The sequence below is a fragment of the Bradyrhizobium sp. Gha genome, from assembly GCF_900113735.1.
Lineage (GTDB): Bacteria > Pseudomonadota > Alphaproteobacteria > Rhizobiales > Xanthobacteraceae > Bradyrhizobium.
The window spans coordinates 133,938-150,113 of the sequence record NZ_FOQM01000014.1 but is presented as its reverse complement, the minus strand read 5'-3'; the positions used below and the strand labels follow the sequence as shown (position 1 = coordinate 150,113).

General features: G+C 64.5%; 21 protein-coding genes. 13 read left to right on the top strand and 8 right to left on the bottom strand.

Features of this window, described 5'->3' with window-relative positions:
• Nucleotides 1-46: 46 nt before the first annotated feature.
• Nucleotides 47-280, bottom strand: coding sequence for a hypothetical protein (locus BM222_RS18790; protein WP_092230141.1), 234 nt, complete (start codon nt 278-280; stop codon nt 47-49).
• Between the two features lie 193 nt (nt 281-473).
• On the opposite strand from BM222_RS18790, the gene BM222_RS18785 reads away from it, so the two are divergent.
• The 4 genes from BM222_RS18785 (at nt 474) to BM222_RS18770 (ending at nt 3,115) form a co-directional block, all read left to right on the top strand.
• On the top strand, nt 474-752 hold the full coding sequence (locus BM222_RS18785; RefSeq protein WP_092230139.1) for a hypothetical protein: 279 nt from the start codon (nt 474-476) through the stop codon (nt 750-752).
• Between the two features lie 185 nt (nt 753-937).
• Entirely contained in the window at nt 938-1,378 is a 441-nt protein-coding gene (locus tag BM222_RS18780; protein ID WP_092230137.1) for a nuclear transport factor 2 family protein, read from the top strand.
• A gap of 212 nt (nt 1,379-1,590) precedes the next feature.
• Nucleotides 1,591-2,514 carry a hypothetical protein gene (locus BM222_RS18775; protein WP_092230135.1) on the top strand — a complete coding sequence of 308 codons (924 nt, stop codon included), beginning with the start codon at nt 1,591-1,593 and terminating at the stop codon, nt 2,512-2,514.
• A 172-nt stretch (nt 2,515-2,686) separates the two neighbouring features.
• The gene (locus tag BM222_RS18770; protein ID WP_092230134.1) at nt 2,687-3,115 is read left to right on the top strand and encodes a hypothetical protein; all 429 of its coding nucleotides are present in this window, start codon (nt 2,687-2,689) and stop codon (nt 3,113-3,115) included.
• Between the two features lie 522 nt (nt 3,116-3,637).
• Here the strand turns inward: BM222_RS18770 and BM222_RS40090 are convergent.
• The 3 genes from BM222_RS40090 to BM222_RS18755 are packed head-to-tail and all read right to left on the bottom strand — an operon-like array spanning nt 3,638 to nt 4,929.
• A complete protein-coding gene (locus BM222_RS40090; protein ID WP_143105995.1) occupies nt 3,638-3,985 on the bottom strand; it encodes a hypothetical protein in 348 nt (115 codons plus the stop codon).
• Nucleotides 3,986-3,997: 12 nt separating this feature from the next.
• Entirely contained in the window at nt 3,998-4,477 is a 480-nt protein-coding gene (locus tag BM222_RS18760; protein ID WP_092230132.1) for a MaoC family dehydratase, read from the bottom strand.
• Nucleotides 4,477-4,929, bottom strand: a complete 453-nt coding sequence (locus tag BM222_RS18755; protein WP_092230130.1) for a MaoC family dehydratase — start codon at nt 4,927-4,929, stop codon at nt 4,477-4,479. The genes BM222_RS18760 and BM222_RS18755 overlap by 1 nt, the downstream gene beginning before the upstream one ends.
• Nucleotides 4,930-5,088: 159 nt before the next feature.
• Between BM222_RS18755 and BM222_RS18750 the strand changes: the two genes are divergently transcribed.
• Nucleotides 5,089-5,385: a DUF4282 domain-containing protein gene (locus BM222_RS18750; protein ID WP_092230128.1), complete on the top strand. Its 297-nt coding sequence runs from the start codon at nt 5,089-5,091 to the stop codon at nt 5,383-5,385.
• An 18-nt stretch (nt 5,386-5,403) separates the two neighbouring features.
• Here the strand turns inward: BM222_RS18750 and ychF are convergent, their stop codons facing one another.
• The 4 genes from ychF to BM222_RS18730 form a co-directional block, all read right to left on the bottom strand.
• Complete coding sequence (gene ychF / locus BM222_RS18745; RefSeq protein ID WP_092230126.1) at nt 5,404-6,501, bottom strand: redox-regulated ATPase YchF; 1,098 nt, start codon at nt 6,499-6,501, stop codon at nt 5,404-5,406.
• A gap of 4 nt (nt 6,502-6,505) precedes the next feature.
• The gene (gene pth, locus BM222_RS18740; protein WP_092230124.1) at nt 6,506-7,111 is read right to left on the bottom strand and encodes an aminoacyl-tRNA hydrolase; all 606 of its coding nucleotides are present in this window, start codon (nt 7,109-7,111) and stop codon (nt 6,506-6,508) included.
• Between the two features lie 61 nt (nt 7,112-7,172).
• Nucleotides 7,173-7,898, bottom strand: coding sequence for a 50S ribosomal protein L25/general stress protein Ctc (locus BM222_RS18735; RefSeq protein WP_092230122.1), 726 nt, complete (start codon nt 7,896-7,898; stop codon nt 7,173-7,175).
• A 157-nt stretch (nt 7,899-8,055) separates the two neighbouring features.
• Nucleotides 8,056-8,331: an accessory factor UbiK family protein gene (locus BM222_RS18730; RefSeq protein ID WP_092230120.1), complete on the bottom strand. Its 276-nt coding sequence runs from the start codon at nt 8,329-8,331 to the stop codon at nt 8,056-8,058.
• A gap of 194 nt (nt 8,332-8,525) precedes the next feature.
• Here BM222_RS18730 and BM222_RS18725 point away from each other — a divergent pair, with 194 nt between their 5' ends.
• The 8 genes from BM222_RS18725 to BM222_RS18690 all read left to right on the top strand — a co-directional run bounded on the left by BM222_RS18725 (nt 8,526) and on the right by BM222_RS18690 (nt 16,152).
• The gene (locus BM222_RS18725) at nt 8,526-9,263 is read left to right on the top strand and encodes a dienelactone hydrolase family protein (protein WP_092230118.1); all 738 of its coding nucleotides are present in this window, start codon (nt 8,526-8,528) and stop codon (nt 9,261-9,263) included.
• Between the two features lie 8 nt (nt 9,264-9,271).
• Entirely contained in the window at nt 9,272-10,114 is an 843-nt protein-coding gene (gene lgt / locus BM222_RS18720; RefSeq protein WP_092230116.1) for a prolipoprotein diacylglyceryl transferase, read from the top strand.
• Nucleotides 10,115-10,132: 18 nt separating this feature from the next.
• On the top strand, nt 10,133-11,254 hold the full coding sequence (locus BM222_RS18715; protein WP_092230114.1) for a class I SAM-dependent methyltransferase: 1,122 nt from the start codon (nt 10,133-10,135) through the stop codon (nt 11,252-11,254).
• Nucleotides 11,251-12,018 carry a peptidoglycan editing factor PgeF gene (pgeF, locus tag BM222_RS18710; RefSeq protein ID WP_092230112.1) on the top strand — a complete coding sequence of 256 codons (768 nt, stop codon included), beginning with the start codon at nt 11,251-11,253 and terminating at the stop codon, nt 12,016-12,018. Before BM222_RS18715 ends, pgeF begins: the two co-directional genes overlap by 4 nt.
• A gap of 118 nt (nt 12,019-12,136) precedes the next feature.
• Complete coding sequence (locus BM222_RS18705; protein WP_092230110.1) at nt 12,137-12,757, top strand: hypothetical protein; 621 nt, start codon at nt 12,137-12,139, stop codon at nt 12,755-12,757.
• Nucleotides 12,758-12,951: 194 nt separating this feature from the next.
• Complete coding sequence (locus BM222_RS18700; protein WP_057741970.1) at nt 12,952-13,905, top strand: ribose-phosphate pyrophosphokinase; 954 nt, start codon at nt 12,952-12,954, stop codon at nt 13,903-13,905.
• Nucleotides 13,906-14,092: 187 nt separating this feature from the next.
• A complete protein-coding gene (locus tag BM222_RS18695; RefSeq protein WP_092230108.1) occupies nt 14,093-15,121 on the top strand; it encodes a putative zinc-binding metallopeptidase in 1,029 nt (342 codons plus the stop codon).
• Nucleotides 15,118-16,152, top strand: coding sequence for a D-alanine--D-alanine ligase family protein (locus BM222_RS18690; protein WP_177243312.1), 1,035 nt, complete (start codon nt 15,118-15,120; stop codon nt 16,150-16,152). The genes BM222_RS18695 and BM222_RS18690 overlap by 4 nt, the downstream gene beginning before the upstream one ends.
• Nucleotides 16,153-16,176: the final 24 nt, after the last annotated feature.

The window sequence follows — 16,176 nt, the reverse complement described above, 5'->3', positions numbered from 1 at the left end:
GCTTGCGGAGAAACAGAGTAGACGCCGATGCAGATAGAAGAAGCGCTTACAGCTTGCCCTGGCCGTTCACCTGGCTCTGTTGCTGCTGCTTCTCCTGCTCCTTGGCATGGTGGCGGCCGTAGAGGCAGCCGGCGGCGGCGCCGAGCATGCCGTGATGGCCGGCATAGTGGCCGGCCACGCCGCCGACGATGGCGCCCTTGATGCAGCCCTTGGCGTTGGCGGCGGAGCCCGCGCCCAGCACGAGGAGCGCGGCGGTGATCGCGATGAGCGGGGATTTCATGGATGTCTCCTGCGGTGTCCGGCGTCTCAACGAACACAAACGCGCTGGGTTCCCGCACTCGCCGCGTGGTGAGATGCGCCGCCGTCATCCCGAAGGCCAGGTCGACACGGGCACCGTCGCGGGCTTGAACCTCCCTCGCCTCTCCTTCGACTGATCAGGGGACGTTGTGAACGCCGGCTGGGGATCGGTGCCGATGAAAGTTGCGTTGCTTGCAATGTTGGGACTGTTCCTGGGCGCATTGGGCGGAGCCGCGCTAGGCATCGGGGCCGGGCTCGCCTGGGTCGAGATCGCGCATACGACGAGTTTCGAAGGCTATAGCGGCATGCTGGTGTTTTTCACCTTCATGCCGGCGGGGGCCGCCATCGGCGGGATCGGCGGCGGCATGCTGTTCGCCCTGCTGGCCATGCGCGACGACGTCATCGCGGTCGAGCCGGGGCCCGCGACCGGGCCGGCCCGTAGCCCGGACCAGTAAAATTACGGGATTCTATTGCAAATCTCACATTTCGCGCTCACTCGTGCATTGCAAAAACGTGATTTGAGTTTTTCCAGAAATCCCGTATTTGTTCGTGTACGAATGAATTGACCAGCCCTTCGGCACCTTGCTGTGCATGGGGGCGTTTTCCGTTTTTCTGCAAGCCACTTTCAGGACGCCCCAAAATGACAGAGCACAGTCTCTGGCGTTTCTCGCGTGCGTTGCACCGCGCGATCAACGACCGGCATTTCGAGGATATCGAGACCCTGATCGACGAGGACGTCGAGTGGGCGATCTACGGCCCGATCGACATGTTTCCGTTCCTGGGCGCACGCCAGGGCAAGGCGGCCGTGCTCCAGGTCATCCGCCAGCTCGCCGACAATTTCCGCGTCCGGCGCTTCGACCGCGAGAGCATCATGCTCGGCACCGATTCCGCCTCCTCGATGCTGCGCTATTCGCTGACGGCCCTGGATTCCGACAAGCCGATCAGCTTGCGCGTGGCGCAGTTCGCCCAGTTCAGGGCCGACACGCTCATCAGCATGCGCGTGCTGGTCGACACGTTCGATCTGGTCGAGCAGGCACTCGGCCGCGCCATTCACCTGCCAAGGAGGACCAGCGCCGGCTGAGGGGGACACCAACGGGCTCCGCAATGCGGGACCGGTCGATTGATGCTCCCGCGACTTCGTCATGGCCTCCAGCCCCGCCGGACGGCGTCGTGGAGAAGCTCGTCATCGGGCGCGCGCCTTTCGCGCGGCCCGTTGGTTCGCTATTCTGAACGCCACAATTTCGCAACGATAGTTCCGCATCTTCCGCGCGAACTGGGCTCGCGGGCAAGGCAATGGAATTCTCGACAGGTTTAGGCCGGATCAGGCTGCCGATGGCGGCCGCGTTCATTTTTGGCGCGATGCTGACGGCCCAGGCGCAGATCATTCCGCCTTTCTCCCCCGCCCCCGGTGCGACGGCGCCCGACGACGAGGAAGCCGAGCTCGCTGAAACGGCCCCCGATGTCAACGACGCCGACGTGCTCAGGGGCATCGATGTCGACAAGCTCGATTGGAGCCAGCTCGCCATCGACGCCGGCACCCTCAACGACATCATCGCCGCCAAGAAGCGCGCGAAGGCCACCGCCAGTAACGGCCTCGACTGGTCGACCAACGCCAATGCCAATGGCTCCTCGGCCGTGACCGTGAAGCAGTCGGTGTCGCCGTTCTGGGACACGCACATCGGTGCCGACATGACGGTGACGAAAGAGCCGACCACGATGTCGGAGCTGCTGGCGGAGAAGGCCGCCAATGGCGGCAACCTGCCGCAGTCCTCCGGCAGCGCCTGGGCCGCCGCCACCGCGCCGGGCGCTGGCGTCGTCTGGGACAAGACCGCGGTCGAAGCCCGTGTCGATCCCGGCACCGAGCAGAGCAAGCTCGCGGCGTCGCTGACCAAATCGCTGCCGCTGTCGGGCGATACGTCCCTGACGCTGCAGAACGGCTACAGCGTCAACCAGCAGGGCACCTCGGCGCTGCCCGGCGTCGGCGGGCACATCAGTCGCAATTACGAGACCGACCAGTCTGCCAAGGTGACCCTCACCGACACCGGCACCAGCATCACAGCCGGCCAGACCATGTCGACCAACGACGACAAATGGCTGCGCAAGGTCGGCGCCGAGCAGAAGCTGTTCGACAACGTCACCGTCTCCGGCTCGGTCGGCGAGACCTCGCAAGGCGCCGTCAACAAGAGCCTCACGGCCGGATTCAAGAAGAGCTGGTGAGCCTTCTTCAGACTCTCGTAACCATGCGCCACGGCAAAGCCCCCGAATGGTCCGGCCTTGCCGCATCTCGGCCCCGTTGCGGTCAAAATCCGAAGCCCAGATGCGCCGGCCTGACACACATCGTCGTGCGGGGGACACTCGCGCCGCGCTCAACGCGAACAGGGGAATAACGATGAACGCCATGCGTCCGGAAAAGACCGAGACCACCGAGACCGAGACGGTCGACAGCAACCTCGCCGCCGTGACGGAAGTCGAAGCCGGCATCCGCGATTTCGTCCGCAACGATATCGCCTATCTGCGCCGGCCCGCCGCGACCACCACGGCCACGGATTCGCCGCCGCTCGATCCGAGCGCCGAAGCGACAGTCACCAACGTCAACTCGCTGATCCAGCGCGTCGCCGGCACCTCGCTTGCCGAGATCGAGAATCTGATCTCCGAGCTCGAGAGCCTGCGCGACCTGCTCCACGCCGAAGGCCAGCGCGTCCAGCGCGAGATCTCCGGTTACGCCCAGCTGAGCCAAGCCGCGATGAAGTCGACCCGTATGATCGCCGACAACGTCGCTCAGTGGAAGCGCGCCGCCGACGGCCTGCGCAACAGCTGATCGCGCCGACCTGGCATCACCAGCCGCCGCGTTCCGGAAGGGACGCGGCGGTTTTGATTCTGGGACGTGATTGATCGCACACGCGATCCCCAACAAAGGCGTCATCACCCGCGAATGCGGGTGATCCAGTACTCCAGAGACAATAGTTTTTGAACCGAGACGCCACGGCGTACTGGATGCCCCGGTCAAGCCGGGGCATGACAGCGGAGGATTTGGCTGCGCGTGAGCAAGACAGCGGGGCCGTGAACCGTCCGCCCCACCCCGGCGACCAATGCCTTAGCGCCAGTGCCGCTGACGGCCGGGCCTCGGGGACATCTCAGATGGAAAGCATTCGGCCCGATAACACGGCCCCGATACCGTTGCGGCCCGCGCCAAACCAGTTCGGGAGCATCATGCTGCGCTTTGTCGGGCTGCTGGCTATTGCGATCGCGATCTTGGCGCTCGTCTATAGCCGCTGAAGGGAAGGCCGCGTTGCGGCTCCGCGCGGAGGCCAGTTCGTGGCCCCGCGGAGTTAACGAGGCCTTAACGGCTCGCGTCGACGGTCGAGGCTTCCAGGGTGTAGGCGCCGTCGGCGTAACCCTTCACCACCATCCCGGCCACCAGCATCACGGCCAAGGTCGTGGTAGCGAAGATGAATCCGACCAGCTTGAGTGCGCCGCGGTCTGCCATTGTTCTCGTCCCCTGTACTCTGCCCAGTTCGTTCAAATAGACAGCGACAGGTTCATAATTGGTTAGCAACTCGATGGTTCCGGCAGCCGCTTTGCGAGCGCCAGCCGTCTTGGGGAGGCTTATGGCAGCCACCCGGAATCGCGTCCATAGCGCGCGGGCAACACTGGCTGACAAGTTTTTCGCGCTGGTTTTCTCGTTCATTCTGGAACTGGTCTAACCGCCCTTCCGCATCGGCACGAACGCGCTGGCGGTGATGGAATAGACCTCCTCGCCGCGCTGGTTGGTGCCGGTGGTGCGGGCAGTCAGAATGCCCCACCCAGGGCGCGAGGCGGAGCTGCGCTTGTCGATGACGATATTTGCGTAACTCACGGTGTCGCCTGACAGCACCGGCCTGATCCAGCGCAGATCGCGAAACCCCGGTGACGGGCCCCACACGGCGACCTCCTCGCCGCGTGCTGCGGCTTCCCGCGCCTGACGCTGGCCGTCGGCGACGAGCAGGCTCATGCAGGCCGAGCCGACATGCCAGCCGGACGCAGCGAGCCCACCAAACAGCGAATTCTTGCCCTCCTCCTCGTCGAGATGGAAGCGCTGCGGATCGAACTTGGCGGCGAACGCCTTGATGGATTCCGCAGTGAAATGATAGCTGCCGATGTCGCGACGCTGGCCGATCTCGATCTCTTCGAAGAACCGCATCAGACCGCTCCCGCGCGCCGTTCGATCAGGATGGGCGAGACCATCTCGCCGAGCACTTCGCCCTTGGCGTTGCGCATCGTGCATTTGAACTTGACGATGCCGAGATTCGGACGGCTCTTCGAGGTACGCGCCTCGAGCACGTCAACATCCAGTGTCAGATCGTCGTCCGGCCTGAGCGGCGAGAGCCACCGCACTTCATCGACCCCGGGAGATCCGAGCGACGCGGCGCGGGTGATGAACCCGTCGGCCATCATCCGCATCATCAGCGAGCAGAGGTGCCAGCCGGAGCCGGAAAGGCCGCGCAGCATGCTTTTGCTGGCGGCCTCCTCGTCCAGATGCATCGGCTGCGGATCGAATTCGGCGGCGAAGGCCAGGATCTCGTCGCGGGTGACGTGGCGCGGGCCGAACGTTCCATAGCGGCCGGTCGGGAAATCTTCGAATGTCAGGGTCATGTTGGAAAAGCTTTGCGGGAAGGACAGATTGTGGCCGCACTTTGCGGCAATCTCAACCGGCCGGTCCGCATGGCTCGTGCTACATTCAGCGAGTCGGGCCGGACCTGCCTCATTGTCTGGCAGCGCGGCCGGGGGGCGCGATCTGCCCGGGGGAGAGCGATGTTTTCATTCAGCGACCTGTTTCAATGGGACCGCTTCATCACGCCGACGATCATCAAGACCTTCTACTGGCTGGTGATCGGCGTGATCTGCCTGTTCGGACTCTCCGGAATCTTTGCCGGCCTCACCGCGATGGCAATCAGCCCGTTTGCCGGGTTCCTCGTCGTGCTGGAATCGATCGCGGGCGTCGTCGTCGGCGTCGTGTTCTCGCGCATCGCCGCGGAATTGATCCTGATCGTGTTTCGCATCAACGAGCATCTCGGCGCGATCAGGGATCAGGGCGGCGGGATGCGGTGAGGCACCCCGCTTCGCGCCTTACGTATTGAAGCGGAAGTGCATCACGTCGCCGTCGGCGACGACGTATTCCTTGCCTTCCAGGCGGAGCTTGCCGGCATCGCGCGCGCCAGCCTCACCGTTGCAGGCGACATAGTCCGAATAGGCAATGGTCTCGGCGCGAATAAAGCCCTTCTCGAAATCGGTGTGGATGACACCGGCGGCGCCAGGCGCCTTGGTGCCACGGTAGATGGTCCAGGCCCGCGCTTCCTTCGGGCCGACGGTGAAATAGGTGATGAGATCGAGCAGCGTGTAGCCGGCGCGGATCAGGCGATCGAGGCCGGCTTCTTCCAGACCCAGCGTCTCCAGGAAGTCGGTGCGCTCGTCGCGCGAGATGGTCGCGATTTCGGATTCGATCTTGGCGGAGATCACGACGGCCACGGCGCCTTCCTTGGCGGCCTGCTCCTGCACGGCCTTGGAGAACGAATTGCCGGTCGCAGCCGAGCCTTCCTCGACGTTGCAGACATAGAGCACGGGCTTGGACGACAGCAAGCCGAGCATGCCGAAAGCGCGCTCCTCCTCCGCCTTGCGCTCCACGAGCCGCGCGGGCTTGCCGTCGCGCAGCAGCACCAGCGTGCGGTTGACGAGGTCGAGCTGCTCCTTGGCGTCCTTGTCGTTGCCCTTGGCCTTTTTGCTCAGGTTGTCGACGCGCTTCTCGAGGCTGTCGAGGTCGGCGAGCATCAGCTCGGTCTCGATGGTCTCGATGTCGGCGAGCGGGGCGATCTTGCCTTCGACATGGGTGATGTCGGAATCCTCAAAGCAACGCACCACATGCGCGATGGCGTCGACCTCGCGGATGTTGGCCAGGAACTGGTTGCCCAGACCTTCACCCTTCGAAGCGCCGCGCACGAGGCCGGCGATGTCGACGAACGTCAGCCGGGTCGGAATGATCTGCGCCGATTTGGCGATCGCCGCCAGCCTGTCGAGCCGCGGATCGGGCACGGCGACCTCGCCGACGTTGGGCTCGATCGTGCAGAACGGATAGTTCGCGGCCTGCGCCGCAGCCGTCTCGGTCAGCGCATTGAACAAGGTCGACTTGCCGACATTGGGCAATCCGACGATTCCGCATTTGAATCCCACGAGCCTATTCCTTGCCGTTTTCGTCCTTGGTCAAAAATCCCTTCGCCTGCATCGCCAGATGCACCCTGTTGGCGAAGGTCGCGTCCGTGCCCTTGGCGATCAGTGCGGCGTGCTCGGCCACCGCGTCGCAGAGCGTCGTCACCCAGTCGTTGTCGGCCTTGGCGAAGTCCGACAGGACATGGCCGTGCACCATCTCCTTGACGCCGGGATGACCGATCCCGAGCCTGACACGGCGATACTCGTTGCCGATATGCGCCGAGATCGAGCGCAGGCCATTATGGCCGGCGATGCCGCCGCCGATCTTCACCCGCACCTTGCCCGGCGGCAGCTCGAGCTCGTCGTGAAACACCGTGGTGTCGCCAGGCGCGATCTTGAAGAAGCTCGCCGCTTCCTGAACGCTGCGGCCGGAATCGTTCATGTAGGTCGTCGGCTTGAGCAGGATCACGCGCTCGGTGCCGAGCGTGCCTTCCGAAGTCTCACCCTGAAAGCGACGGCGCCATGGTGCGAAACCATGACGCCGCGCGATCTCGTCGACGGCCATGAAGCCGATATTGTGCCGGTTACGTGCGTATTTCGCGCCGGGATTGCCGAGCCCAACAAAGAGTCGCATGACGCGGCGCGCCCCTCAGCCAGCGCGCGATCGGAGATCACGCGCCGGCTTTCTCGAGAGATTACTTCTTCTTGTCGCCGCCGGCGGGAGCCTTGGCAGCAGCCGCAGACGCAGCAGCCCCCGCGGCCGGAGCCGCAGCGCCAGCTGCCGGAGCAGCCGCCGCGCCCGGAGCCGCGCCACCAGCAGCAGCCGCAGCAGCGGCTTTCTGCTCTTCGGCGTAGCCGGACGGCGGCACGATGGTGACCAGGGTCGCGTCCTCGCGGGTCAGCGCCTTCACGCCAGTCGGCAGCTTGATGTCAGACAGATGCAGCGAGTGACCGATTTCGAGCGAGCCGACGTCGGCCTCGATGTATTGCGGGATGCTCTCGACGCCGCATTCGAGCTCGATCGCGTGGGCAACGATGTTGACGGTGCCGCCGCGCTTCACGCCGGGCGAACCTTCCGCCTTCACGACATGCAAGGGAACGCTGATGCGGATGGTAGCGCCTTCGCCGAGCCGCATGAAATCGACATGGATCGGGAAGTCCCTGACCGGATCGAGGTGATAGTCGCGCGGAATCACGCGGTGCTTCTTGCCGTCGAGTTCGACGTCGACCAGCGTGGTCAGGAACCGGCCGGCGAGGATGCGCTGGCGCAGTTCACGATCGTCAACCGAGATCGGGAGCGGGGGCTGGTTGTTACCATAGATCACTCCGGGCACTCTCCCGGCGCGACGCTCAGCCCGGGCGGCCCCCTTGCCGCTCTTCGGACGTGCGGTCGCCTTCAATTCCTTGACGGTCGTCGCCATAGTCTAAGTCCTTGTTTTTGCAAAAGTTAATGGGCCGCAGCGCGGCCCATGGCATGGTCCACAGCAAGCCTCCAGGGGTGCGGGGGCCGTGAACGTGGCGGGCTTTTACCCGGAAGATGCGGAAATGACAAGGAGAATGGGCTGGCGGCCCGGGTTCCTACCCTCCCCTGGAGGGCGAGGGTGAACCGCCGAGCTTGGCCTCCAGCGCCGCGATGCGCGCCTTCAGGGTCTCGTTCTCCTCGCGCGCCAGGCGGGCCATGTCCTTGACTGCCTCGAACTCCTCGCGCTTGACCAGGTCCATGTCGCGCAGGAATTTTTCGGCCTGGTTGCGCATGACAGTATCGAACTCGCGCTTGACGCCCTGAGCCGCACCGGCGGCATCGTTCATCATGCGGCCGATCTCGTCGAAAAACCGGTTGGTGGTCTGGGTCATGTCGGTCTCCTGATCGGTCTCTTACCGGTGCTTTGGCGGCCCCGATAAACTTTGCGCGAACGCGTGGAAAGACAATGGCAATCCGCGGTGACGGGTTCAAGGGCCGCGCCGCGGTATCCTTGTCATGTCCCGGTTTCCTTGCAATCGTATTCAACGTCCCGGCATAACGGGAATCACAACGCGGAACGCAAGACATGATCGAGCAGCAGATCGCAATCCCCACCAGGGACGGCCACACCGCGACCTTCATCGTCCATCCCGAACGCGGCGGACCGTTCCCGGTCGTCCTGTTCTACATGGACGCGCCGGCGATCCGCGAAGAGCTGCGCGACATGGCCCGCCGGCTCGCGACCTCGGGCTATTACGTGATGCTGCCGAATCTCTATTACCGCTCCGGCGTGATGGAGCTTGGCGCGCTGCCGGCCGACCCGAACGCGCCGGAGCGCAAGCGCATGTTCGCGCTGATGGGCTCACTGACCATTCCCATGATCATGGACGACACGCGCGCGTTGCTCACCTATGCCGAGGGCCAAGTGAGCGCGAACACCAAGATGGTCGGCACCGTCGGTTACTGCATGAGCGGACGCTACGCCATCAACGCCGCCACGCATTTCCCTGAAAGCGTCAAGGCCGCCGCCTCGATCTACGGTGTGCAGCTCGCGACCGACCAGGACGACAGCCCGCATCTCGCGGCCGGCAAGACCAAGGCTGAGCTGTATTTCGCCTGCGCCGAGACCGATGTCTACGCGCCGCCGGAGATTGTCGAGAAGGTCAAAGAGGGCATGCAAGGCGCGAAGGCCGAGGTCGAGGTCTATCCCGGCACGCATCACGGCTTCGCCTTCCCCAAGCGCCCGGTCTATGACCGCGCCGCCGCCGAGCGGCATTGGGAGCGGCTGCTGGCGCTCTATCGCCGCAATCTCGTCCAGCAATAGCAGGCGCGATGCCCCCTCTGCTCATCGACTTCCCGTCCTTCAACCCGATCGCGGTCGCGATCGGGCCTTTCGCGATCCGCTGGTACGCGCTCGGCTATATCTGCGGGATCACGTTCGGCTGGCTGTATGCACGTTCACTGATCAAGAAGGACAGGCTATGGGCCGGCGCATCGCCGATCAGCCTGACGCAGATCGACGATTTCATCCTGTGGGTGACGCTCGGCATCATTCTCGGCGGCCGCACCGGTTACGTGCTGTTCTACAATCTGCCGTTCTTCACCGAGCATCCGGCGGCCATCTTCAAATTGTGGGAAGGCGGCATGTCGTTCCACGGCGGCTTTCTCGGCTGCGTCGTGGCGGTGATGTGGTTCGCCCGGAAGAATGGCATCTCGATCCTGTCGCTCGGCGACATCACCTGCGGCGTTGCGCCGATCGGAATTTTCCTGGTGCGACTGACCAACTTCATCAACGGGGAGCTGTGGGGCCGCGCAGCCGACCCGAGTCTGCCCTGGGCCATGGTCTTTCCGACCGGCGGTGATGTGCCGCGCCATCCGAGCCAGCTTTACGAAGCGGGCATGGAGGGCGTCCTGCTGTTCGTCGTGCTCGCGGTGATGATCCGAAGGGGGGCCTTGAAGCGTCCCGGCATGATCCTCGGTACCTTCATCCTGGTCTATGGCCTGACACGGATCATCGGCGAGCATTTCCGCGAGCCGGACGTCCAGCTCGGTTACCTCTGGGGCGGATTGACAATGGGTATGCTGTTGTCGATCCCGATGCTTATTGTCGGCAGCATACTTATTGTATTGGCTGTCAGGCGCGGCGCGCCGAAGGCCACTGAAGCCGTTCGTTAATTGATTTCGAGAAGACACGTGACCGAACAGCCCCTGCTCAACGAGATCAAGGCCTTGATCAAATCGTCAGGCCCCATGCCGGTCTGGCGCTACATGGAAGCGTGCCTGATGCATCCGCGCTACGGCTATTACGTCTCGCGCGATCCGCTCGGGCGCGAAGGCGACTTCACCACATCGCCCGAAGTCAGTCAGATGTTCGGCGAGCTGCTCGGGTTGTGGACGGCCTCGGTCTGGAAACAGATGGGCTCGCCGCAATCCCTGCGACTCATCGAGATCGGTCCCGGCCGCGGGACCATGATGGCCGACGCGTTGCGCGCACTGCGGGTGCTGCCACCGCTCTATCAGGGGCTCAGCATTCATCTGGTCGAGGTCAATCCGGTCCTGCGCGAGCGGCAGCAGGCGACTTTGTCGGGCGTGCGCAACAATGTCTCCTGGCACGACAGCATCGACGACGTGCCCGAGGGACCGGGCATCATCCTCGCCAACGAATATTTCGACGTGCTCCCGATCCACCAGATGGTGAGGCGCGAGGACGGCTGGCACGAGCGCGTGATCGAGATCGATCCCAACGGCAAGCTCCAGTTCGGCGCCGCATCCGAGCCGACGCCGCGCTTCGAGGTGCTGCTGCCGCCCCTTGTGCGGGCGGCGCCGGTCGGCGCAGTGTTCGAATGGCGGCCCGACACCGAGATCATGAAGCTCGCCACGCGCGTGCGCGAGCAGGACGGCGCGGCGCTGATCATCGACTACGGCCATCTGCGCAGCGATGCCGGCGACACTTTCCAGGCGATCGCACGTCACAGCTTCACCGATCCGCTGAAGGCTCCCGGCCAGGCCGACGTCACCGCCCATGTCGATTTTCAGGCGCTGGCGCGGGCGGCCGAGGACGTCGGCGCGCGCGTGCACGGGCCGGTGACGCAAGGTGATTTCCTCAAGCGCGTCGGCATCGACACCCGCGCGGCGGCGCTGATGCAGAAGGCGACGCCTGAAGTCGCCACCGACATTTCGGTGGCGCTGAAACGGCTGACCGACACCGGGCGCGGCGGCATGGGCGCGATGTTCAAGGTGCTCGGCGTCTCCGAGCCGCGGCTGACGGGCCTTGCCGGCCTCAGCGATCTGGAACAGGCCGGAGGCAATCGATGACCGTCACGTCGTCGCTGCTGTCGGCGGTGCCCGGCCTGCGCCATTCCTTCTTCACGCGTGAAGGGGGCGTCTCCAGGGGGATCTATGCCGCGCTGAACGGCGGGCTCGGCTCCAACGACGATCAGGCCCTGGTTGCAGAGAACCGCCGCCGTATGGCCGAGCATGTCGGCGTCGCAGCCGACCGCTTCGTCAGCCTGCACCAGATCCACTCCCCCGACGTGCTCGTTGCCGACGCGCCATGGCCGAGCGGACCGCGGCCGAAGGGTGATGCGCTGGTGACCCGAACGCCGGGCATCGCGCTCGGCGTCTCCACCGCCGATTGCGGCCCGGTGCTGTTCGTCGATCCCAATGCCCGCGTCATCGGCGGCGCCCATGCCGGCTGGAAGGGCGCGCTGACCGGCGTGCTGGAGTCCACGATTGCGGCGATGGAGAAGCTCGGCGCCTCGCGCAGCGGCATCATCGCCGCGATCGGCCCCTTGATCCGGCAGGACAGCTACGAGGTCGGCAACGAGTTCGTTGAACGCTTCATCGAGGCGGATGCGGAGAATGCCGTATTCTTCATTCCATCGCTGCGCGAGGGCCACGCGATGTTCGATCTCGCCGGCTTCATCCGCAAGCGGCTGGAAGCCGCCGGCATTCTGATGATCGACGACCTCGGTCTCGATACCTACGCGGACGAACGCTTCTTCAGCTATCGCCGTTCGGTGCATCGCAAAGAGCCGGATTACGGCCGCCACGTCCACGCGATCGCGCTGGAAGGGTGAACACAACAGAAACTCCGTGTCATTCCGGGGCGATGCAAAGCCTCGAACCTGGAATGACGGTGTGCTGTGTCGTCCCCGCCCTAGACCTTAATCGATTTTAACGATATCGCTGCCCTCAATGAGGGAAGCGTCATCTTTACTGCGCCGTGCGGGCTCGCGCGTGCTGGCGGTCGTGCTGCTGACGGCAGCGACTGTGCTGGCCGGCTGTGCCGGCGGCAACGCGCCCGCCAATTCCTACGCGATGGCGACGCCGAGCGCCGGCTCCGGCGCGACGGTGGCCTTCGAGTCCATTGACGGACCGCCGCCGCAGGTGTTCGACCGCATGGTCGGCGTGCTCGACAGCGAATCCAAGCTGCGCAGTCTCGCGATCGTTTCGCGCGAGGGGACGGCCGCCTACCGCGTGCGCAGCTACCTCTCCGCCCAGGTGGTGCGCGGCAGGACCGTGATCGCCTGGGTCTGGGACGTCTACGACGCCAACCAGCAGCGCGCGCTGCGGCTGTCCGGCGAGGAACCAACCACAGCAAAGGGCGGTCGCGACCCCTGGCAGGCTGCCGACGATCTGGTGCTGCGGAAGATCGCCCAGGCCGGATTCAGCGGACTTTCCAATATGATCAACGGTGCGCCCACGGATGCCCCAGGCTCGGTTCCCGGCCTGCGCGGACCTGCCGTGGCCAGCGTCACGCCGGAGGCCGCGGCGCCGGCCATGCCGGCCAGAGCGCTCAGTTATGCCCAGCAATAACCACCGCTAAACCACGGGCCCGGTTTACCGCCAAGCTGTTGGCCCGACTCAGGGTTTTCAGAGGGAAAACGTAGCATCCCGGGTTGCCATTGCGGCCTCTCGCCTGATATTTCCTCGCCCGTCGTAACCGTGCTGCCAGTGGGTATTTTCTGATGTTGAACGTCGTATCCAGCAAAGCGCGGGAGGAAGCGTCCATGTCGGCCAAGAACGGCTCCATCAAGCTTGTCGCCGGCAACTCCAATCCGGCTCTGGCGCAGGCCATCGCGCAGGGCCTCGATGTGCCGCTGACCAAAGCGGTGGTGCGGCGCTTCGCCGACATGGAGATCTTCGTCGAGGTCCAGGAGAACATCCGCGGTTCGGACGCCTTCATCATCCAGTCGACCTCGTTTCCGGCGAACGACAATCTGATGGAGCTGCTGATCATCACCGACGCGCTGCGCCGCTCGTCGGCGCGCCGCATCACCGCAGTGATCCCCTATTTCGGCTATGCCAGGCAGGACCGCCGCTCCGGCTCGCGCACGCCAATCTCGGCCAAGCTCGTTGCCAATCTGATCACCCATGCCGGCGTCGACCGCGTCATGACGCTCGACCTGCATGCCGGCCAGATCCAGGGCTTCTTCGATATCCCGACCGACAATCTGTTCGCTGCGCCCGTGATGGTGCGTGACATCCGCGAACGTTTCGACCTCGGCAAGGTGATGGTGGTCTCGCCCGACGTGGGCGGCGTGGCCCGCGCCCGCGGCCTCGCCAAGCGCATCAACACCCCGCTCGCGATCGTCGACAAACGCCGCGAACGTCCGGGCGAGTCCGAGGTCATGAACGTGATCGGCGACGTCTCCGGCTACAGTTGCATCCTGGTCGACGACATCGTCGATTCCGGAGGCACGCTGGTGAACGCAGCCGATGCACTGATCGCCAAGGGCGCCAAGGAGGTCTACGCCTACATCACCCACGGCGTGCTCTCCGGCGGCGCGGCCGCCCGCATCGCCGGTTCGAAGCTGAAAGAGCTCGTCATCACCGACTCGATCCTGGCCACGGAAGCGGTGACCAAGGCGCCGAACATCCGCACGCTTCCGATCGCCAGCCTGATCTCCGATGCCATCGCGCGCACTGCCGCAGAAGAGTCCGTGTCGAGCCTGTTCGACTGAACACGCTGAGTTCGTAGGGTGGGTTACCCACCGCTGTCTCTTTCCTCGGAAACGGAAGGGGTGGGTTACGCCTTCGGCTAACTCACCCCTACGGCATTGCCCCTGGCGCCCCGTCCGACGGGTTGTTGCCCGCTGCCGCCCATGACATCATCCGGATCCCGAGTCATCTCTGCCCTCTGGATACCTGATGCCGCGACGGAAACTCGCTTGGGAAAAGCTGTCGGATGACGAGCTGCTCAAGCAGCGCCTCTCCAGCCTGAAAGTTAAGGTCGAAGGCACCTGGCTCGCGGATTGCGTCGCCACGCTGCACGAGGAGATGGAAGAGCGCGGCCTCCGGCTGCGGCCGCACACATGGATCTCGAGCGAATGGTTCAGCCCGGGAGACGTGCCCGGAATCGCCATTCCGTTCTATCTCGCCCATCCGCGCCTGATGAAGCTCGAGAAGAAGATGATGTTCGACGTCGAGGGCGGCACCTGGCGCGAGTGCATGGCCATCCTTCGTCACGAGGCCGGCCATGCCGTGCAGCACGGCTTCCAGTTGCAGCGCCGCCGGCGCTGGCAGCAGCTGTTCGGACCGTCTTCGAAGCACTATCCCCGCTATTACCGGCCCAATCCGGCGAGCCGGCGTTACGTCCAGCACCTCAGGCTTTGGTACGCGCAGAGCCACCCGGACGAGGATTTCGCCGAAACCTTTGCGGTGTGGTTGCGACCGCGCTCGAACTGGCGGACGCGGTATGCCGGCTGGCCGGCGCTGAGGAAGCTCGAATATGTCGACGAGCTGATGGGCGAGATCGCGGGGAAGCGACCCGTCATCACGACGCGAGAACGCGTCGATCCGCTGAGCCGGCTCAGTGAGACGCTCGAAGACCACTACAAGAAGAAGCAGGCCTTCTACGCTTTCACGCCGCCGAAGACCTACGATCGCGACCTCTCCCGGCTGTTTTCCGCCGATCCACGGCATCATCGGTCCCGGCCCGCATCGAGCCTGATCCGGCGGCACCGTGGCCGGATCAGGCAATTGGTCGCGCGATGGACCGGCGAGAACCAGCTCACCCTGGATGCCGTGCTCGACGACATGATCTCCCGCTGCCGCGAGCTCGATTTGCGCGCGGTGGGCCCCGAACAGAAGCTCGTTCTCGATTTCACCGTCCTCGTGACCGCCAAGACGATGCACGCACTGTTCGGCCCGTCTCGGCGCAAATGGATCGCGCTATGAGACGACTCCGTATTCTCGTGCTGATGCATCCGGACTTCGTGCCCCCGGACTCCTCCGACGGCTACACGGCGCAGGAAATCAACAACTGGAAAACGGAATACGACGTCGTCAGCACCTTGCGCTTAGCCGGCCATGAGGTCCGCGCACTCGGCGCGCAGGAGGAAATCAGGCCGGTCCGCGAAGCGATCGAGGAGTTCAAGCCGCACGTGGTGTTCACGTTGCTGGAGGAATTCCACTACAACGTCGCCTACGATCAGCACATCGCCAGCTATCTCGAGCTGATGAAGGTTCCCTATACCGGGTGTAACCCGCGTGGCCTGATCCTGGCGCGCGGCAAGGACCTGTCCAAGACGCTGGTCCATCACCGCCGCATCGCGGTACCGGCCTTCGCCGTTTTCCCGATGCGGCGCAAGGTCAAGCGGCCAAAGCATCTTGCGTTGCCGCTGATCGTCAAGAGCCTCAACATGGATGGATCTGCCGGCATCTCGCAGGCCTCCATCGTCGATACCGACGACAAGCTCGCGGAGCGCGTCGCCTTCATCCACGACCGGAGCGAAACGGCCGCCATCGCCGAGCAGTTCATCGAAGGCCGCGAGCTCTATGTCGGCGTGCTCGGCAACAACCGGCTGCGCGTGCTGCCGGTGTGGGAATTGAAATTCGGCAGCATGGGCGGGCGCAGTTCACGCCATATCGCCACCGAAAAAGCCAAGCACGACACCGACTATCAGGAGCGCGTCGGCATCGTCGACGGACCGGCGAAGGATCTCGCGCCCGAAGTCACCGCGCGCATCCAGCGTGCCGCGAAACGCATCTACCGTGCGCTTGGCCTCGACGGCTACGCGCGCATCGATTTCCGCCTCGCCGCCGACGGCACGCCGTATTTCATCGAAGCCAACCCCAACCCCGAAATCGCCAAGAGCCAGGAGTTCGCCACGGCAGCCCAGCACGACGGGCTGAAGTACAAGGACTTGCTGCACCGGATCCTGACGCTCGGGATCAGCCGGGCCAAGGCCGGCGTGTCTCTGGGGTGAGCTACGCGCTCCTCAGGAAGAGGA